The organism is Mesorhizobium sp. M1342 (assembly GCF_040317955.1).
Taxonomy (GTDB): Bacteria; Pseudomonadota; Alphaproteobacteria; order Rhizobiales; family Rhizobiaceae; genus Mesorhizobium.
Genome location: NZ_JAMYLI010000005.1, coordinates 144,939 through 163,585, shown reverse-complemented (window position 1 = coordinate 163,585; position 18,647 = coordinate 144,939). Strand labels below are relative to the sequence as shown.

15 protein-coding genes are annotated in these 18,647 nt (G+C 63.6%); 3 read left to right on the top strand and 12 right to left on the bottom strand.

The features are described from left to right. Nucleotides 1–14 precede the first annotated feature (14 nt). The 3 genes from NKH06_RS07010 to NKH06_RS07000 all read right to left on the bottom strand — a co-directional run bounded on the left by NKH06_RS07010 (nucleotide 15) and on the right by NKH06_RS07000 (nucleotide 3,877). Nucleotides 15–962, bottom strand: coding sequence for an ABC transporter permease (locus NKH06_RS07010; protein WP_023808846.1), 948 nt, complete (start codon nucleotides 960–962; stop codon nucleotides 15–17). A 52-nt stretch (nucleotides 963–1,014) separates the two neighbouring features. Beyond that, nucleotides 1,015–2,574, bottom strand: a complete 1,560-nt coding sequence (locus NKH06_RS07005; RefSeq protein WP_352440075.1) for an ABC transporter substrate-binding protein — start codon at nucleotides 2,572–2,574, stop codon at nucleotides 1,015–1,017. Between the two features lie 310 nt (nucleotides 2,575–2,884). Next, nucleotides 2,885–3,877, bottom strand: a complete 993-nt coding sequence (locus NKH06_RS07000) for a dipeptidase (protein ID WP_023808844.1) — start codon at nucleotides 3,875–3,877, stop codon at nucleotides 2,885–2,887. 196 nt (nucleotides 3,878–4,073) lie between these two features. Between NKH06_RS07000 and NKH06_RS06995 the strand changes: the two genes are divergently transcribed. Beyond that, nucleotides 4,074–5,345 (top strand): NAD(P)/FAD-dependent oxidoreductase, encoded by a 1,272-nt coding sequence (locus NKH06_RS06995; RefSeq protein ID WP_352892597.1) that lies wholly within the window; start codon nucleotides 4,074–4,076, stop codon nucleotides 5,343–5,345. Between the two features lie 2 nt (nucleotides 5,346–5,347). Here the strand turns inward: NKH06_RS06995 and NKH06_RS06990 are convergent, their stop codons facing one another. After that, on the bottom strand, nucleotides 5,348–6,241 hold the full coding sequence (locus NKH06_RS06990) for a LysR family transcriptional regulator (RefSeq protein ID WP_352440074.1): 894 nt from the start codon (nucleotides 6,239–6,241) through the stop codon (nucleotides 5,348–5,350). 128 nt (nucleotides 6,242–6,369) lie between these two features. Here NKH06_RS06990 and NKH06_RS06985 point away from each other — a divergent pair, with 128 nt between their 5' ends. Both NKH06_RS06985 and NKH06_RS06980 read left to right on the top strand, forming a co-directional pair. Continuing rightward, nucleotides 6,370–7,707 carry an aromatic ring-hydroxylating oxygenase subunit alpha gene (locus NKH06_RS06985; protein WP_023808841.1) on the top strand — a complete coding sequence of 446 codons (1,338 nt, stop codon included), beginning with the start codon at nucleotides 6,370–6,372 and terminating at the stop codon, nucleotides 7,705–7,707. A gap of 86 nt (nucleotides 7,708–7,793) precedes the next feature. Beyond that, nucleotides 7,794–9,440 carry an acetolactate synthase large subunit gene (locus tag NKH06_RS06980; protein WP_128302363.1) on the top strand — a complete coding sequence of 549 codons (1,647 nt, stop codon included), beginning with the start codon at nucleotides 7,794–7,796 and terminating at the stop codon, nucleotides 9,438–9,440. Between the two features lie 44 nt (nucleotides 9,441–9,484). On the opposite strand, the gene NKH06_RS06975 is transcribed toward NKH06_RS06980, so the two are convergent. The 8 genes from NKH06_RS06975 to NKH06_RS06940 all read right to left on the bottom strand — a co-directional run bounded on the left by NKH06_RS06975 (nucleotide 9,485) and on the right by NKH06_RS06940 (nucleotide 18,570). Continuing rightward, nucleotides 9,485–10,654, bottom strand: a complete 1,170-nt coding sequence (locus tag NKH06_RS06975; protein WP_023808839.1) for a substrate-binding protein — start codon at nucleotides 10,652–10,654, stop codon at nucleotides 9,485–9,487. A 42-nt stretch (nucleotides 10,655–10,696) separates the two neighbouring features. Then, complete coding sequence (locus NKH06_RS06970) at nucleotides 10,697–11,398, bottom strand: ABC transporter ATP-binding protein (RefSeq protein WP_352751155.1); 702 nt, start codon at nucleotides 11,396–11,398, stop codon at nucleotides 10,697–10,699. Nucleotides 11,399–11,400: 2 nt separating this feature from the next. Then, on the bottom strand, nucleotides 11,401–12,105 hold the full coding sequence (locus tag NKH06_RS06965) for an ATP-binding cassette domain-containing protein (protein WP_023808837.1): 705 nt from the start codon (nucleotides 12,103–12,105) through the stop codon (nucleotides 11,401–11,403). After that, a complete protein-coding gene (locus tag NKH06_RS06960) occupies nucleotides 12,102–13,088 on the bottom strand; it encodes a branched-chain amino acid ABC transporter permease (protein WP_352751157.1) in 987 nt (328 codons plus the stop codon). The genes NKH06_RS06965 and NKH06_RS06960 overlap by 4 nt, the downstream gene beginning before the upstream one ends. Beyond that, on the bottom strand, nucleotides 13,085–13,942 hold the full coding sequence (gene urtB / locus NKH06_RS06955; RefSeq protein WP_031212284.1) for an urea ABC transporter permease subunit UrtB: 858 nt from the start codon (nucleotides 13,940–13,942) through the stop codon (nucleotides 13,085–13,087). The genes NKH06_RS06960 and urtB overlap by 4 nt, the downstream gene beginning before the upstream one ends. A 4-nt stretch (nucleotides 13,943–13,946) precedes the next feature. Beyond that, complete coding sequence (locus NKH06_RS06950) at nucleotides 13,947–15,068, bottom strand: histone deacetylase-like amidohydrolase (RefSeq protein ID WP_023808834.1); 1,122 nt, start codon at nucleotides 15,066–15,068, stop codon at nucleotides 13,947–13,949. Nucleotides 15,069–15,150: 82 nt separating this feature from the next. Next, nucleotides 15,151–17,877 (bottom strand): winged helix-turn-helix domain-containing protein, encoded by a 2,727-nt coding sequence (locus NKH06_RS06945; protein ID WP_352554887.1) that lies wholly within the window; start codon nucleotides 17,875–17,877, stop codon nucleotides 15,151–15,153. Continuing rightward, on the bottom strand, nucleotides 17,878–18,570 hold the full coding sequence (locus NKH06_RS06940) for a GNAT family N-acetyltransferase (protein ID WP_352892593.1): 693 nt from the start codon (nucleotides 18,568–18,570) through the stop codon (nucleotides 17,878–17,880). It lies immediately after the preceding gene. Between the last annotated feature and the right edge of the window lie 77 nt (nucleotides 18,571–18,647).

Here is an 18,647-nt window from a genome sequence, read left to right as displayed (position 1 = left end):
TGCGGGATGGCAGCTCAGTTGAAACTTGATCTGACACGGGGATCCAAGATACCGACGAGGATGTCGGCTGCTACGTTGACGAGAACGAAGAAGACCGTGGTGACCAGCACGGCTCCGGAGACGATGGGATAGTTGCGCACCGAGATCGCCTCATAGACCAGCTTGCCGATGCCGGGACGGGCAAAGACGATTTCGGCGAAGACGGAAGACGACAGCATGTGGCCGATGCCGACGCCGAGCAAGGTGATCGTCGGCAGCACGGCGATGCGGAGGGCGTAGGTGTAGACGATCCTGTGCTCGGTCAGGCCGAAGGCGCGCGCCGTGCGGATATGGCTGGCTTCCAGCGTCTCCAGCATCGAGGCGCGCACCATGCGCGAGATATAGCCGATCCAGCCAAGGCCAACCGCCAGCGACGGCAAGATGAGGTGCTGGAGCCGGCTGGCGAGGTCGCCCGGTTCGCCGGCGCCGATCGCCGGCAGCCATTGCAGGGCGACCGCAAACACCAGCAGCGAATAGATGGCGACGACGAAGGACGGCACGGCGATCATCGCCACCGACAGCACCCCGATCACCTGATCGACAAAGCCGCCGCGCCGCACCGCCGCGATGCAGCCAAGCGGAATGCCGAGCGCCACCGACCACGTGATGCCGCCGACCACCAGCGCCAGCGTGAACGGAAGCTGTTCCATCACCACGTCCAGAACTGGCCGATCTGACAGCACCTCTGTGCCGAGATCGCCGCGCAGGACCGATCCGTAGAAATGTAGGAACTGCCGCCACACCGGCTGATCGAGGCCCATGCGTACGCGCAGCGCCTCCATCATCTCCGGCGTCGCGCGCGGCCCCAGCGCAACGGAGGCCGGGTCGCCGGGAATGAGGTAAACCATGGCGAACATCATCATCATGGCCACGCTGATGATGATGGCGCCAAGCCACAGACGCTTGAGGGCGTAGCGGATCATTTCCAGTACCTGTCGGACGGTCTTTGGCGGGGACGAGCCCCGCCCGCCGATATCATGCGGGTTTGAAGTCGGTGAACACGGGTTCGCCGTTCGGCTTCAGGCCGGCCACAAGCGTATATCGATTCATGATGCCGGTGACCTCATGCGTCAGGAAAACGTAGTTGCCGTTCTCCTCCATCAGGTCCTGCAGCTTCTTGTAGATGACATCGCGTTTTGCCGGGTCGAGCTCGACCATGCCTTCGGCATTGAGCTTGTCGAATTCCTCGCTGGAAAACCGCTCCCAGTTCCAGACACCGATCTGGTCGCGGGTAAACCAGGCAGTGGCCCAGCTCGGATCCGGCTGCATGGAGAAGCGGCTGATGATCATCTGCAGCTTTTTGTAGTAGTCGCCTTCCTTGGCGCCCAGCGTCCAGAAGGTGCCGCTGTCGTTCTGCTTGATCTCCACAGTGAGGCCGACATCCTGCAGGTTCGACTGCACGACCTGCGCCGCGGTCAGGCGCTCGGTCTTGTTGAGGATGTCGAGCGTGATCGTCGCGCCGGCCAGTCCTTCCTTGGCGATCATGTCGCGGGCGCGGTCCGGATCGAAATCGAACAGGTTCTTCTCGCGATGGCCGGGCAGGCCGGGCGCGATGATGCCGGTGGCGGTGGCGGCGGCGCCGAAATAGGCGGCATCGACCACCGCCTTGCGGTCCACGGCGTACTGAACCGCGCGGCGCATGTTCGGATTGTTGAAAGGCGCGACATCCTGGTTCATGCCAAGCCAGACAAAGGCCAGCGACGGCTTCTCGACCACGGTCGTCTTTGGCGGCGGTGTCTGCTTCAGGCGCGAGATCGAGGAGACCGCGGTCCAGGTGTAATCCAGGTCGCCGGCCTCATAGCCGAGTTCGGCGGTCTTCTCATCCTCGATCGGATGGATGTGGATCTCCGCGAAGGCACCTTGCTCGTACTTCCAGTCGGGATTGCGCACCAGCACCGTGCGCTGCTTGGGCAGCCATTCCTTCAGGATGTAGGGCCCCGACTGGGCCACCGGCTTGACACCCATCTTGCCACCGAGCTCGGTGATGGCGCGCTTCGACAGGATGGTGCCGGAAGGCGTCGGCAAGGTCGACGTCCACAGCGGCGCGAAGGCCTGCTTCAGGTGGATCAGCCCCGACAGCTTGTCCTTGACTTCGACCTCTTTGAGCGTCGCCCAGTCGCCGGAGTAGGGGCTCTTGTTGGCGGGATCGGCGATGCGTTCGATCGAAAACTTGACGTCTTCGGCCGTCATCTGGCCGTAGCCATCGGTGAAGCCGATATTGTCGCGCAGCTGGAAGGCGACGGTCAGCGGATCGAGCTGCTTGATCGTCTCCGCCGCCATCGGCCGCCAGCCCCAGCTGTCGCCCGGCGTGGTGACGACGAGGCCGGCGAAGATGACGCTGGTGATGTCGCCTTCGGGTGCCGCCAGCCGGAAGCAAGGGTCGAGCGTCTGGATGTCGGCGTAGGAGCGCACCTTGAGGATCGGCCCGTCGCTCGACCAGGAAACTTTTGGATTGACCATTGAGGCGAGGCCGAAAGCGCCGGCTCCGGCGAGCAGGCTGCGGCGCGAAACCCTGGTGTCGGCTAGAATGGACATGCTCTACCCCTCTGCTGTTTTCGTTGTCTTGTTTCCGGCCGTTGGCCATTCTCCAAGCCGGGCCGAATGTGTCTGTCAGCTAAAACTGCTAATAATAGACATGTATGTCTAGCGAAAATTTTGCCGGCATGTCCGAATCTTGAATACGGACGATCTTGCGGGAAATATCGACATCTGTTCCGACCGCGCCAGCGCGTCGGCTTGGGCCCTACGCGGGCTAAATGTGATCGCCCACACGGCGCGGCTTGGCCCGCCATTCGGTGGGGCCTGGATCAAGAGCTGTAGCGGACATGCGCCTCTCCGCGGCCGATCACTTCCAGATTTCGGCCGCCAGGCGCACGAAATTGCCGCCCAGGACGTTGCGCACGGTCTGCTCGGACTGGCCGCGGCGCAGAAGCACATCGGTCAGTTCGCTCATCTGGCCGGGAGCCGCGTAGGTCGTCGCCCCTTCCGGATACTCGCTCCTGGGCCAGAATTGCGGGTTGTCGGAAATGATACGGTCGATGCCTTTGATGTCGACGGGGAAGGCGTAGTCCAGCCCGATGCCGACATGATCTGGGCCAGCCAGATCGACAAGATATTCGATGTGGTCGGCCAACCTGTCCGAGTCCGTGCGTCCCTCTCCCAGGAAACGATTGAGCCCGACGATCGCGACGATGCCGCCGGTGCGCGCGCAGGCCTTTATCTGCTCGTCGGTGATGTTGCGGCCATGGCCGCACAAGGCCTTGGCGTTGGAGTGCGAGAAGATCACCGGCCGGTTGGAATATTCCATCACCTCCATCGAGGTGCGATAGCCGGTGTGGGTGACGTCGACGAACATGCCGAGACGGTTCATCTCGTCGATGACCTGGCGGCCGAACGCCGTCAGGCTGGTCTCGACATCGTGGCAACCGCCGCCGGCGAGGTTGTTCCTGTTGTAGGCAAACAAGATCTGGCGCACACCCAGATGGTGATAGAACTCCACCATTTCGATGCGGCCGTCGAGCGCGTTCATGCCCTCGACGTCGAAGGTGATTGCCAGTTTGCCCTCAAGCTTTGCCTTGCGGATTTCCTCTACCGAGGAGACCAGCGTGTAGTGCTCGGGATTGGCAAGGATCCAGTGGCGGAAATTTGCGAGCGTCCGCACTGTCTGCTCCCAGGGCAACAGGTCGAAGCCGACATCAATCGACAGATAGTCGATGCCGGCGTCGCGCCAGATCTGCAGATTGTTCAGGTCCGCAGCCGGGTCCGGCATGAAGCCGGAATGCGCGTCCCATATGATTTCACTGTCGAAAATGGCCTTGGCGGCAGTCGAAACGCTCACTTTTTTCTCACTCTCTTGGCAACGCCAACACGACGGAAGGCCGGATCAAGCGGCGTTCCGGACGTGTGATCCAGATGCAGTACGCATCAAGTATCAGGCCACAGACACATGTGTCTATACAGCTCCGAACGGGCCTGTATGGTCGCCGTCGCTGCATGTCGCTCCGATCGGACCATCGGCAAAAGGGAGAACAAAGATGAGTTCAAACGGAAGCCATGGCGGGAGCGATAGCAGGCACATCGCGGTAATCGGCGGCGGCATCATCGGCTGCAGCGCGGCTTTCCATCTGCTGCGGTCCGGCGTGCGCCGGGTGACGGTCATCGATGCGGGTCAGCCGGGTGCCGCGACCACCAGCGCCGGCGCGGGATTTGTCTCGCATTGGTCCGCCGGCATGATTCCGCTTGGCGAAGAGGGTCTTCAGCTGCAGCAATATGGCCTCGATTTCTATCGCCGGCTGCACGAGGTCGGCGTCGAGATCGGCTATCGGCCGAACGGCACCTTGATCATGGCGCTGACCGAGGACGGGCGCGAGCGTTTTGTCCGCCCGGTGCTGGACTCTTCCTATGCCCCGGCGGAAATGCAGGATCTGAACGCCGCGCAGATCGGCCAGAAGATGCAAGGTCTCATCGATCCGGCGCGGGTCCATTCGGCGGCCTACAATCCGCATGGCATCCAGCTCGACACCAAGCTGGCAATGGGTGTGCTGACCGGCCAGATCAGCGAGCTGGGCGGCGTATTCCGCAGCAACACACGCGTGACGGCCGTCCATGATGCCGACGACCGGGTGGCGATCGAGACCGATCAGGGCAGCCTTGAGGCTGACGGCGTGATCGTTGCCGCTGGCGCATGGGACAACCAGATCATATCGGGCCTCGGCTGGAAGTTGCCGCTGCTGCGGGTCGTCGCGACACGCATCGTCACCGATGATCGCGGGCTGCCGTCGACCATCCCCACCGTCCAGTGCCGCGAATTGCGGCTGTGGCTGCGCGAGACATTCGGGGCCGTCATGTGGGGAACCGGCCGGCACTACAAACCCCTGTACAAAACAAATGACAGCGAAATCGAACCCGGCCAACCGCACAATCTCGAACTGATGCAGGAGACATTCGAGCAGGAGCTTGCCGAGCTGCAGACGGTGTTCCCGCCGCTGCGCGGTTCGACGATCGCGAGTTGGGCGCAAGGTGTGCCGTGCTACACGCCCGACAACGGTCTTATCGTCGGCAAGGTCCCCGGCAGCGACAATATCGTGGTCGTCGGCGGCGATAATGAGAGCGGCGTCACCCATGGGCCGGGTCTTGGCCGGCTCTCCTGCGAACTGGTCCTCGGGCAGACCCCATTCGTTTCCGCGGAGCGGTTCCGTGTCGATCGCTACGCCTCCGATGCCTTCAAGTCGGAAGCAGAGATCGAGGCCGCCATGCCGGCCTGGGGCGCGCGTCATGAGGCGTCGCGATTTGGCCGCGAGGCTTGATGTCAGCAGTCGTCGACGCTGCCGAGCAGCGCCTGCGCCACCGCCCTGACCACCGGGCCGGCATTCTTCCTCGTGACGATGTGGAAGGAGCCGGCGTGACGACGCGAGGTCTTCGTCAGCCGGACGAGCTGGCCGCGGCGCAGATGCTCGTCGGCAAACCCGGCCCAGGCGAGCGCGGCGCCGCGCCCGGCGATGGTTTCGTGGATCATCGACATGTAGCCCGTGAACCGAGGTCCATCGAGTTTCCGGTCGGTTCCGATCCACGATTGCCAGCTGTCGATCGCGCCCGGCGGCGTCACCTGATGCAGCAGCGGCACTGCTATGAAAGCCTCTGGGTCTTCCGAGGCGAGCGCCGGATAACGCGCCAGGAACGCCGGTGCGCAGACCGGGAACCATTCACCGTCGAGCAGTTTTTCGGTCACGAATTCGGACCATTGCCCGGCTTCGCCGAAGCGGATCGACAGCGCCACTTCAGGCTGGTCGAAATCCCTGTAGTCGGTGGATGTCTGCAGCAGCACCCGGCCATCGGCAACCTGCGATGTGATGAGGCCGAAGCGCGGCATCAGCCATGCCTGCGCGAAGTCGTGGCTGCAGCCGACCACGAATGTATCGCTGTCGTGCGCGGTCAAATCCTCGACCGCTTGCCTGATGGTGCCGAGACCCTCGCGGATCGCTTCGGCTAGCGTGTTGCCGGCCCCGGTGACGGCGACGCGGTTGCCTTTGCGCGCGAACAGCTCGACCGACAGCTGGCGCTCGAGATTGGCGACGTGCCTGCTGACCGCCGATTGGGCGATGTTCAGCTCCTGAGCGGCCAACGTCAGCCCGCCATGCCTGGCGGCAGCCTCGAAGACGACCATGGCGTTCAGCAGGGGAAGCGATGTCTTGAGGGTTTTCACAATCCAAACCTGCCTTCATGCCTTTTCGATATGAAGGTCTATCATTTCTGTGTTTGCCGCAAGCCTTTCCGCATCGCACATTCCTATCGAAACGTCATCCTAACGCCAGCGAGCAGAAAGGTGTTGCAGTGCAGGCCTATACACCGAACAGCCAGCCTATCGACAGAAGCGAGACCGTCAGGCTGATCGACCGGCAACGTCCGGACTGGTCGCTGGAACAGGCCTTTTATGCCGACCCTACGATCTTCGCGCTGGAACGTGACTTGTGGTTTCCGCGCCAATGGATGCTTGTCGCCCATGCCAGCGAGGTCCCTGAAAAGGGCCGCTACATCGTGCGCCAGCTGTTCGACGAAGAGATCATCGTCGTGCGCTTCGGCGATGGCGAGGAGGACATCGCGGCCTACTACAATGTCTGCACCCATCGCGGCTCGCGGCTCTGCGCCAAGGATGGTCGCGGCAAGCTTCTGGTCTGCCCATATCATGCCTGGTCGTTCAGGCTGACCGGCAAATTGCAGTCGCGGCAGGACCTTCCTACAAGCGCCGATCCGGAAACGCTCGGCCTGCACCGGGTGCCCTGCAAGAGTTTCGGCGGCCTGGTATTCTGCGGCCTCGATGCCAAGTCGTTGCCCGACATCCAGCCTGTCGCGGACGGGCTGACCGGTGGCTTGCGCGAGAACGGCCTCGACCGCGCACGCATCGTTGCGCGCAGGAATTACCTGACCAAGGCGAACTGGAAGCTGGTGCTCGAGAACTTCCTTGAATGCTATCACTGCCGTCCGGCTCACCCCGAATATTACCGCGTCAACGGTCATGTCAAAGTGACCGCGACCCGCGATGCCGACAAGGCGGTCGAGTGGCAGAACGAAATCGAGGCCTGGCACAGCGTCATCGGCGATGCCGAGTTCCACAAGGGCGCGTGGCAGGCTGGCGACCTGGACACGATGCCGTTCGCCATGCACCGCAAGCCGATCGGCTCCGGCCGTAACACGCTGTCCAATACGGGCGAGGGGGTCTCGTGCCTGATGGGTGGTCGTCGTGCCTATGATGGCGGCGAAAGCGGCTTTCGCCTCGGACGCCTGTCGTTTGCAAGTGCTGCCAATGACTATGTCACGCTGTTCCAGATGATACCGCGCAACGCCATGGAAACAGACGTCATCCTGACTTGGCTCGTCGACAAGGATGCCGATAACGACGTCGACGCCGATGCGATCAGCTGGATGTGGGACATCACCACGGTGCAGGACAAGAAGATCACCGAAGACAATGCCGACGGCATCATGTCGCGCGCCTACCGGCCGGGGCCCTATACGCCGCTGGAAAGCCAGACCTCGTTCTTCGTGCAGACCTATCTGTCGGAACTGCGCTCGCTGATCACCGGCACGCGCGGCGCGACCGTCAGCCAATGGTCTGCGCCGAAGGAACTTTTCGCTTCGCCGAAAGCGGCGAGTTGCAACACGCGCCTCTGACCCGCGGCCGAAGATGCCTCTTTGAGGCGTCGCATTCCGATGCCATATGAAGGGGGGCCGACGGAATGTTGCGGGAGAGACAGTTTATGACCAAAGGTTCGGATCTGTTCGTCGCGGCCCTCGAGAACGAAGGGGTCGAACGGATTTTCGGCATTCCGGGCGAAGAAAATCTCGATATCGTCGAATCCATCCGCCGCTCCTCGATCCAGTTGATCCTGACCCGTCACGAGCAGGCAGCCGCTTTCATGGCCGCCACCTATGGCAGGCTTACCGGCAAGCCGGGTGTGTGTATCACCACGCTTGGCCCAGGCGCGCTCAACCTTTCGACCGGTTCGGCCTATGCGCTGCTCGGCGCGATGCCGATGATCATGATCACCGGCCAGAAGGGCATCCTGTCATCCCGGCAGGCGCGCTTTCAGATCGTCGACATCGTCGCGGCGATGAAGCCGCTGACCAAGCTGTCGCGCCAGATCGTCTCGCCGAAGATGATCCCCTCGCTGGTGCGCGAAGCTTTCCGTGTCGCCCAGGAAGAGCGTCCCGGTCCCGTACATCTGGAACTGCCGGAAGACATTGCGGCGGCCGAGTGCGAACCGATCGCGCTGGTGCCGACGCACCCGGTCGAACTGCCGCTGGCCAGTCCAGGCGCGCTTGATCGCGCCGCCCGTATGATCCTGGAAGCCAGGCGCCCGCTGCTGATGTTCGGCGCGGCGGCGTCGCGACCGCGCGTGACCCCCGACGTCGCGCAGTTCGTGCTGCGGACGCAAATTCCCTATTTCACCACGCAGATGGGCAAGGGCACCGTGCCCGGCGGCACGGAGCTCTATATGGGAACGGCAGCCCTTTCGGAGCGCGACTACGTGCACGAGGCCATCGAGCAGGCCGATCTGATCATCACCATCGGTCACGACACCGTGGAGAAGCCGCCCTTCATCATGGGGGCGAAGGGGCCGAAGGTCATTCATGTCGGCTACCAATCAGCCGATGTCGAGCAGGTCTATTTCCCGCAAGCCGAAATCGTCGGCGACCTCGGCCCTTCGCTGGCGCTGCTGGCCGACCGCATCGAGGGCAAGATCCCCAACGCGCAGGTCCTGCTGCCGCTGCGGGAAGGCATTCTGAGCCGGATCGCCGCGCGGGCCACCGAAGATCGCTTCACGCCGCAGCGCATCGTGCACGACGTGCGCGCCGTGATGCCGGCCGACGGGATCCTCGCCCTCGACAACGGCATGTACAAGATCTGGTTCGCGCGCAACTACCGGACGCGCATGGCAAACACGATCCTGCTCGACAATGCGCTGGCCACCATGGGCGCGGGCTTGCCGTCGGCGATGATGGCGGCACTGCTCTATCCGCAGCGCCGTGTCATGGCCATCTGCGGCGATGGCGGCTTCATGATGAACAGCCAGGAATTGGAGACCGCCGTCAGGCTCAAGCTCAACCTCGTCGTCCTGCTGCTCGAGGACCATGCCTATGGCATGATCCGCTGGAAGCAGGCGGTTGACGAATTTCCGGATTTCGGCATGACCTTCGGAAATCCCGATTTCGTCAAGTATGCCGAGGCTTATGGCGCCAAGGGAACCAGGGTTGCAGAGATCGCCGACTTGCGGCCGGCGCTGGAACAGGCCTTCACCGGCGGCGGCGTGCATCTCGTCGTTGTGCCTATCGACTATTCCGAAAACACCAGGGTGCTCGTCGACGAATTGCGCGAGCGTCTGCCTGCGCCGCAGACGCCCTGACGGCAGCGACAAAGCCGCCGTCAGGATTGCTTGGGCGGAAGACCCTACACCTTGCAGTAAGGCGTTACCGGCGCGATGGTGCCGAAATCCTTAGCGATCTCGTAGCCGATGCCGTCGGCCGCCGCCTTGCCTACATAGGAATGGCAGAGTGTGTGGTTGTTGGTGGCGTCGACGCGGATCTTGCCTTGCGGTGCGTCGAACTCGATCGACGGCAGCGCGGCCAATACATCGTCGTCCTTCAGCGATCCCGCCTTCTCCGCGGCCAGCGCGTAGAGATGCAGGCCGTTGTAGCCGGCCTCCCCGATGCCGTTGACCATCTTCTCCTGGCCGAATTTCTCACGGAAGCTGGAGATGAACTTTTTGTTGACCGGATTGTCCAGCGCCATCCAGTAGGGCTGCGGCGCATAGGTGCCGGCCGCAACGCCGGGCGGCAGCGCGTCCTTGTTGAAGACCTCGTCGAGCGGGGCGATCAGCGGCTGCTTGATGTCGAAGCTGCGATACTGCTTGAGCTGGGTGACGGCGTCGTTGCCGACCACCATCGACCAGACGACATCGGGCTTCAGCGACTTGATCTTCTGGAAGGCCGGGCCGAAATCTGTGGTCCCGAACGGATAGTAATCGGCGCCGATGATCTTGCCGCCGGCCTTCTCATAGGCCGCCGTGATCGCCTCGGTCATCTTCTGCGGCCAGGCATAGTCCGAAGCCATGACATAGATCGTCTTGCCGAGGTTCTCTGCCACCCATGGCATCATCGGGTCGACCTGCTGCATCGGGATCGGGCCGGTGGCGACGAAGTAGCGGTTGCATTCGCCGCCTTCGAAATTGGTCGGGTAGAAGAACAGCTTCTTGGCCTTCGAGGTGACCGACAGCGTGGCGCTGCGCTCAGGCGAAATGATCGTGCCCATGATCACGTCGACCTTGTCTTCGTTGATGAGCTTGCGCGCCTTGTCGATGGAGCCCTTGGTCGTGGTCTGGTTGTCCTCGATGATGAGTTCGACCTGGCGCCCGCCAATGCCGTTGGCGGCGTTGAGTTCGGCGGCGGCGAGCTTGTAGCAATTGAGCAACGTCTCGCCGAGGATCGCCTGCAGTCCGGTGATCGGGATCGACAGGCCGACCTTGACGGTGTCGGCGGCGCGCAGGATCGACGGCGCGCCGACTATGGCGAAGGCGGCGGCAGCGCCGCCCGATTTCAAGACAGTTCTTCTGCTTATCATTGTTGTGTTCCCTTCCAGTCCCAGGCGCGCCCCATGCACGCCTTACAAAGCCAACAGGTCCTTCAGCAGGGTCTCGTCGGCGAAGGTCTCAGGCGCACCTTCGTGGACGATCCTGCCCTTCTCCATCACCAGGCAGCGGTCCGATGCCTTGAGAACGAGATCGAGATTCTGCTCGACAAGAATGATCGCGATGCCGCGCTCGCGGGCGATGCGCGGCACCAGTTCGGCGATCGACTGCACGATGTTCGGCTGGATGCCTTCCGAGGGCTCGTCGAGCAGCAGCACCGAGGGCAGGCCGCAGAGCGCGCGGCCGATCGCCAGCATTTGCTGCTGGCCGCCCGAAAGCGTGCCGGCGACCTGCGCTTCGCGTTCGCGCAGGATTGGAAAATAGCCGAAGATGTCGGCCGGAATGCCGCCGTCGCCACGGTCCTTGGCAGCGCGGGTGCCGACCTCCAGGTTTTGCCGCACCGTCAGCTGGTTAAAGATCCCGCGCCCCTGCGGCACATGCGCGATGCCTGCGCGCGCACGGCGGAAAGCCGGCGCGTTGGTGAGATCCTTGTCTCCGAGAACCACCACCCCGCCGCTTGCCCGCAAGCCGCCGGAGATGACGCGCAGCAGCGTTGTCTTGCCTGCGCCGTTACGGCCGAGCAAGCCCACGACTTCGCCCAGCGCGACGCTGAGGTCGATGCCGTTCAGCACGGGGAGCAGACCGTAGCCGGCCGACACCGCCATTGTTCGCAGCATGATCAGCGCCTCCCCAGATAGACATCGCGGACCATCTCGTCGGTCTCGATGTCATGGAAAGGACCGCTGCGCAGCCGGCGTCCCTGATGCAGCACCAACGTCTCGCAGTTCAGCGCCCGCACGAAGCGGATGTCGTGCTCGACGGCAACGATCGAGAATTCACCTTTGAGTCGCAGCAGCATCTGCGCCGTCGCCAGCGTCTCCTGCGGCGTCATGCCGGCAGTGGGTTCATCGAGCAACAGCAGGCGCGGCTCTATCGCCAACGCCATGCCGATCTCCAGCCATTGCTTCTGGCCATGCGCGAGTTCGCCGGCCAACGTGGCGGCGCGGTTGGTCAGCGCGACCAGCTCCAAGAGTTCGCCAACCGGGCGCGCAGGCGAAGGCGCCCCCCAGCGCGCGACCTTGAGATTATCCTCCACCGAGAGGCTCGGGAAGACAGAGGGGATCTGGAACTTGCGGGCAATGCCGAGCCGGGCGATGCGATGCAGCGGCAAGCCGGCTATGTCGTGGCCGAGGAAGCGCACGCTGCCGCTGGTCGGACGCAGCGTGCCGGTCAGCACGTTGAGGAAGGTGCTCTTGCCAGCGCCGTTCGGCCCGATGATGCAGCAGAGTTCCTTGTCGCGCACCGTGAGGTTCAGAGCCTCCAGCGCCTGCAGCCCGCCAAAGCGGATACCGACGTTCTCGGCCTGCAGCAGGATGTCGCTCATTGCGCGCGCCTCCCGCCCTTGAACAGGCCTTTCAGCCGCGCGTAGATCGACAGGATGCCATCCGGCAGGACGAAGACGATGATGACGAAGACACAGCCGAGCAGAAGGGGCCACAGGCTCGGGTTGAAGCTGCTGATCGTCTGCTGCGCGCGCTGAATGAAGATGGCGCCCAGTACTGGCCCAAGCAGCGTGCCGCGCCCGCCGACCGCCACCCAGACGATCACCTCCGTCGACAGGAGCAGTCCGGACAGGTCGGGCGCCACCAGTCCTGCCATGCAGACATAGAGCGCGCCGGCAAGTCCGGCGATCGCCGCCGACAAGACGAAAGTAACGAGCAGCCGCAACGGCGCATTGTGGCCGAGCGCGGCCGCCCGGACTTCATTGTCCTGGATTGCGGTCAGCACCGTGCCCCAGCGGCCGCGGCTGATCGACCACAGCGCCACCACCGTCACGGCGACGATAGCCGAGACGAAGATATAGGAGGGCAGATCCTGGCTCAGATCGACATGCAGGCCGCCAAGATCGAACTCGATCGGCGGAATGCCGATCAGGCCGCTGTCGCCGCCGGTGACCGAACTCCAGGAAACCGCGGCCTGCTGGCAGATGACGCCCATGGCCAGCGTGACGATGGTGAAATAGCTGCCACGAATGCCGCCGAAGAACAGGAAGTAGCCGATGATGGCGGCGACGAAGGCCGCACCCGCCACCGCACCGATGATGCCAAGCAGGCTTCCGAAGGGGATGGCATCATTGAGCGTAACCAGCGCCATGATGTAGCCGCCGATGCCGAAGAAGGCGGCGTGGCCGAAACACAGGATTCCGGTGCGGCCCCAGAAGAAGTCGAGGCTCGCCGCGAACAGGCCGAAGATCAGCGCGTCGCGGATCACCGTCAACTGATAGCCGCCGGCAAAGAACGGATAGATGATCGCGAGCGCCACGCAGACGGCAAAGATCATCAGCCAGTTGCGGTCGCGGGCGATCATCGCGACGCTCCGTTGAACAGGCCGTTGGGCCGCAGACGGACAGCGACGATGGCAGCCAGCAGCACGATCGCCTGCGCCAGCGACGGCGAAATCTGATAGTTGAGGATGCTGGTCAGTCCGCCGACGAAGACGCTGCCGGCGACAAGGCCGCCGATCGAGCCGACACCACCGACGATGACGACGAAGAAGGCGTTGGCGAGATAGTTCACCCCCATCTGCGGCAGCACGATTGCCAGCGGTGCGACCAGTCCGCCGGCAAGGCCGGCGATTGCCGCGCCGAAGGTGAAGGCGATGGCGTAGGTGCGCCGGGTATTGATGCCGACGCCTTCGGCCATCTCGCGGTTCTGGATGACGGTGCGGATGTCGAGACCGAAGGGCGTCCGGCTGATCAACAGGATGACGCCGAGCAAGGTCAGCATGGCAATGCCGATCAGGATCAGCCGGTAGGCCGGATAGACGGTAAAGAAAAGATCGAGCGTGCCCTCGATCGGCGGCGTCACCGGCTTGGCGCCGAGCCCGAAGATCAGTTCCAGCCCTTGCTGCAGGATCAGGCTGACGCCCCAGGTGGCAAGCACGGTCGAGACCGGCCTGGAATAGAGATGGCGGATGATGGCGAACTCGAGGATACAGCCGACCACCGCGCCGGCAACGGGCGCCGCCGCCAGGCCCAGCCAGAACGAGCCGCCCACGCTCTGGACGAAATAAACCGCGAAAGCGCCGACGGTGACGAACTCGCCATGCGCCAAATTGGTCACGTTCATCAGCCCGAAGCTGATCGCCAGCCCGAGCCCGACCAGCATCAGGATACTGATCAGCGTCAGCGCATTGAGCAGCGTGGTGATGAGAAAATCCATCGCGTCAGGCCGCACTGGCGAGACGTTGGCGCAGGCCGGCGAGCAGGCCTTCGGCGGCATCGATCGCCGCGGCCTGATGCGACTGCAGATCCTGCCCCGCCCATTCGTCGATATGCTCCGACAACGGGTCGACCACTTCGGTGCGATGGTTGGCCAGAGTCTCGATGACGGCATGGCCGCAGAACGGCACATAGCCCTCGGAGTAGCCGCCCTCATGGGTCATCATCAGGCGCCCTTGCGAAGTTTCGGCGGCCAGCGCCACCATGCGCGCGGCGAGCCGCCTGAAGCATTCGCTGTTGAGCATCATGCGGCCGAGCGGATCAAAGCCGGACGCATCGAAGCCGGACGCGACGATGACGAGGTCCGGTCTGTAGGCACGCAGCGCCGGCGCGACGACACGGTCGAAAGTCGCTTCATAGGCGCCGGTGCCGCTGCCCGCCGGCAGCGGTATGTTTATGTTGTAGCCTTCGCCGGCATCTTTGCCGTTGTCGGCCAGCGCACCGCGCCCGGTCGGGTAGAGATTGTCCTGATGCAAGGAAATGGTCAGCACCGACGGGTCGGAATAGAACACCGTCTCGGTGCCGTTGCCGTGGTGCACATCCCAGTCGACCACTGCGGCGCGGCCAAGCAGGCCTTCATGCTGCAGCCGGCGGACAGCGACGCCGATGTTGGAGAACAGGCAGTTGCCCATCGCCTGATCAGGCTCGGCATGGTGCCCCGGCGGCCGCGCCAGCGCATAGGCATTGTCGACGCGTCCGGTCAGCACGGCGCGCATCGCGGCATAGGTGGTGCCGGCAGACAGCAGCGCGATGTCGAAGCTGTTGAGGCCGATTGGCGCCTGCGGCCCGGCGAAACCGGAGCCGCGCTCGCTGAGCATCCTGATGTCGTCAACGTGACGTTGCGTGTGGACGCGCAACAGGTCCTCGACCGAGACCGGCTCGGGGATAATCGGGACGAGATGGCGCGACAGGCCGCTGACCTGGATGAGGTTGTTCAGCCGCCGCTTCGAGCCAGGGGATTCCAGATGGCGGCCGGGTTCCACGAAACGGCCGGGAGGCATCATGTCGGCGCTGGAGCCGGTGTCATGCCACATCAGCTGTTCGTGAAAAACGTAGCCTGTCGCCATTCGCAGCGTCCTCTAAAAACCAGGTGACGCTAGCAGGCTAACGATCATGTGGCCCGACCCGAAAGAGGGGCTGCGCCTGTATCTATGCCCCTCCTTTCGGAGGGGTATAGGCGCCTGCTGACCCTTGCGCGGCGCGCACCGCCTGCACCCGGTTGGATACCGCAAGCTTGCCGAAAATGTTCTTCAGGTGCCATTTCACCGTGGTTTCGCTCACCGACAGCGCCAAGGCGATATCGCGATTGGACATGCCCTCAGTGAGATAGCGCAGCAGTTCGGCCTCGCGCTGGGTGAGCTGTTCCTTCTCAGCGGCTGGTGCGGCCAGCTTGCGCGCCGCCACGGGCATCGCCTGCGCTGCATCGATGATGCGCGTGGCATAGGCTGACAGCGCGGGGTCGGTCTTCGCCTGGGCAGCACGCAGCCGCATCAACCCTTCGACGACAGACCTTCCCTCGTCGACGAAGGAACGGATGAAGCCGGAAGGTTGGGCGAGACGCAACGCATCGAGGAGATTGCGGTCTGCCTCGCGTTGGTCGTGGGCAGCGCTGGCCGCTTTGGCTCGCAGGATCAGCGCCAATATATGGCGACGCATGCGCCCGCTAGTTCTCGTGCGCTCCAGAAGCGCGTCGAAAACCCCCGCTGCATCGGCATAGGATTTTTCCGCCGTCAGCAAACGGCCCTCGGCAAAGAACTCGAACTCGTTTGCGGTGGTGATGACCGTCGAAGTCTCGGTCTCTTCGCCGCGATGCTCGGCCAGCAGCGCGCGCGCCTCGGCATTGCGGTTCTGGTCGAGCAGCACACGTACGCGGTCATGCATGATCATCGATGCCAGGCGGCGATACACCGTGCCGCGCACGCGTTGATAGACGCGCTCCAGCATGTCCAGTGCGGCTTCGGTGCGACCGGTCAGCTGCAGCACACGGGCATAGGTCGGCACGCTGGCAAGGGGATAGACGATGACCGCCGCGCCCTCGATCTGCGGGCCGAGATTCTCGACCAGGGTCAGCGCTTCGCCCGACGCATTGGTCTCGTAGGCGAGCTCGGCTAGCAGCGTTCCGGCCAAGGCCTCGGCATAGGAATTAGCACCGATCCGCGCCCTGGCCTCGATGATGGCGTTGCGCAGCAGCCGCTCGGCGGCGGGCAAGCGGCCCGCCGAACGCTCGACAACGGCCATGTAGCAATTGGCAATGGTGACGCCGAGCAGGCTGCCGCTTCGCTCATGCGCCCGTCGCGCCGCATCGATCGCGGCGCGGGCACCTTCGAGGTCACCCAGCGCATAGAGGTTGTAGCCGATGACATTGGCGGTCGCGCCTTCCATGAACCAGGCATCGGGTGAGATGACGCGCAGGGCCGCAAGTGCTGTGTCGCGCGCCTGATCGAACTGCTCCAGCGTGCTGTGGACGGCAGCGGCGAGAACCACCAGTTCGGCCTCGATCGTTGTGCCGGTCATGGTGCCTGGGTCATTGCTGTCAGTCGGTCCGGTCTCGACCAGCTTGCGCGCATTGCTCAGCGTCTGCTGGGCAATCTCGGGTTGGCTGCTGTGCACCGCCAGCCAAAGCACCACCAGTTGCAGCCGGATGCGCTGGTCGATCAGTTTCCTAGGCAGCAGCGCGAGCAGCTGGCGCACGTAGAGAAGCTGGCACTGGGCGATGAGGTCGAGCGCGTTGTTTTCGACGAATACCGCCGCGCGTGCCTGGTCGCCGGCGGCCAGCGCGTACCCGATCGCCTCGGTCAGCATCTTGCGTTCGCCGAACCATTCGGCGGCCGCCAGATGCAGCGGCGCGATCATCTCCGGTTCGCGCCGTTCCATTTCGCGGCTGAGGAAATCGCGGAACAGATGATGGTAGCGGAACCAGCGTCGCTCTTCATCGAGCGGCACCAGGAACAGGTTGCGCGTCTCGATCTCGGTAATCGCCGCCTCGGCATCCGCCGCGCGCATCACCGCCCGGCAGGCTTCGGCGCTGAAGCGTTCGAAGATCGAACTGTAGAGCAGGAATTTTGCGATTGCCGGCGGCAGCTCCAGAAACACTTCGCCCATCAGGAAGTCGGCGACGTTGCGGTTGGCGCCTGTAAAATTGCCGATGACGGTTTCGGGTGCGTGTGCGGCACTCAGCGAGAGCGAGGCGAGCTGCAGGCCGGCGGCCCATCCTTCGGTACGCGAGCACAAGGTCTCCACTGTGCCGCTGCTGACGCTCAGGCCCAGCTTCTCGTTGAAGAAAGCCTCGGCCTCGGACGAGGCGAAACGCAGATCGTCGGGGCCGATTTCGAAGATGTCGCCCAGCACCCTGAGCTTGCCGAGTTGCAGATCGGGCAGGCTGCGCGAGCCGATGACGAAGGCGACGTTTGCCGGCGCCTGCCGGGTCAGGCGCTCCATGAACCGCTTCACCGCCGTCGCCTCGACAGCGTGGTAGTCGTCGAAGAACAGCGTGATGTCAGCTTCGCGCGCTGCAAGGCCCGTGACCAGTGCCGCGAGCATGACATCGAGCTGGGGGATCGGGCTGGACTGGAAGGCAAGGTCGAGTTCCGCTGGGCTCTGGACGAGATGGCGGAGCGCGCCCACCAGATGCGACAGGAAGGCGCCCTCGTCATTGTCGGTTGCCTCGCAGGATAGCCATGCGGTCAGCCGGCCGTGGCGCGCGACCTCCGTGGCCCATTGCGCCATTGTCGTCGATTTGCCGAAGCCGGCGGGCGCGGCGAACAGCACGATCCGCGTGTCGATGTGGCGCTCCAGCGTCGACAGGATGGTCTCGCGGCGCACCCATCGGCGATGGTGCGGCGACGCTTGGCTGACGGATTGCGGAGCTGTTCTCATCTAGGTCCGTGCAACCTGCCGGTTCTCCGGGGAGGACGGGACTCCCTTGCTACTGCTGCAGTCGCTCCACTCCGCTTCGATCAGCGGAATCTGCGGTGCGGCATCGCGCGGCAAGGTTCCCTTGATCCGGGGATCGTCGACAATCTCAAACCCGGTCGCGAAGGGCACGAACCCGCAGGCACTGTAGAACCCGATGACGCTGTGATGATCGAAGCTGCTTGTGTGCAGCCAGATGCGGCTCGGATCGAGACGCCATGCGAGATCCAGCGCACCGGCCATCAGCCGCTTACCGAAACCTCTGCCGGTCAGGGACGGGAATAGGCCGAAATAGGTGATCTCGATTTCTCTGCTGTCGGCGACGAAGAATTCGACCATGCCGAGATGAGCGCCGCTTTCATCGTAGCCGTAGTAGAGATGCTGGCGCGGGTCGGCGAAATGCTCGGTGATTTCGGCATCGGACATTTCGGAAACACGGTCCCAAAGCCAGGGCGCGCCGATCTCTAGGAAAATCGCCCGGTAGGAAGCGCAGTCGGGGGGCGTGATCCGTGTCATGGCCAAGGGGTGCGCGAGATCGGGCTGCGGCGAGCGCGCCTCCATCCACGTCACCGCATTGGCAAGCTTGCCCGCCGGCAGGCGATGGTAGCCAATGGCGAGATCGGTGATTTCGGCCGGCATCGTGTCTTCGGTGATCAACGCATTCCTCGTCATGTCTTCCAGAGATAGCAGTATCGGCTTGCTGCATCCGATGCCAACTCCCCAGACCATGGCAG

Excerpts from the sequence above, each read along its gene's own strand:
- NKH06_RS07010 (WP_023808846.1), bottom strand. The coding sequence starts at position 962 with ATGATCCGCTACGCCCTCAAGCGTCTGTGGCTTGGCGCCATCATCATC.
- NKH06_RS07005 (WP_352440075.1), bottom strand. The coding sequence starts at position 2,574 with ATGTCCATTCTAGCCGACACCAGGGTTTCGCGCCGCAGCCTGCTCGCC.
- NKH06_RS06995 (WP_352892597.1), top strand. The coding sequence starts at position 4,074 with ATGAGTTCAAACGGAAGCCATGGCGGGAGCGATAGCAGGCACATCGCG.
- NKH06_RS06980 (WP_128302363.1), top strand. The coding sequence starts at position 7,794 with ATGACCAAAGGTTCGGATCTGTTCGTCGCGGCCCTCGAGAACGAAGGG.
- NKH06_RS06975 (WP_023808839.1), bottom strand. The coding sequence starts at position 10,654 with ATGATAAGCAGAAGAACTGTCTTGAAATCGGGCGGCGCTGCCGCCGCC.
- NKH06_RS06970 (WP_352751155.1), bottom strand. The coding sequence starts at position 11,398 with ATGCTGCGAACAATGGCGGTGTCGGCCGGCTACGGTCTGCTCCCCGTG.
- NKH06_RS06965 (WP_023808837.1), bottom strand. The coding sequence starts at position 12,105 with ATGAGCGACATCCTGCTGCAGGCCGAGAACGTCGGTATCCGCTTTGGC.
- NKH06_RS06960 (WP_352751157.1), bottom strand. The coding sequence starts at position 13,088 with ATGATCGCCCGCGACCGCAACTGGCTGATGATCTTTGCCGTCTGCGTG.
- urtB (WP_031212284.1), bottom strand. The coding sequence starts at position 13,942 with ATGGATTTTCTCATCACCACGCTGCTCAATGCGCTGACGCTGATCAGT.
- NKH06_RS06950 (WP_023808834.1), bottom strand. The coding sequence starts at position 15,068 with ATGGCGACAGGCTACGTTTTTCACGAACAGCTGATGTGGCATGACACC.
- NKH06_RS06945 (WP_352554887.1), bottom strand. The coding sequence starts at position 17,877 with ATGAGAACAGCTCCGCAATCCGTCAGCCAAGCGTCGCCGCACCATCGC.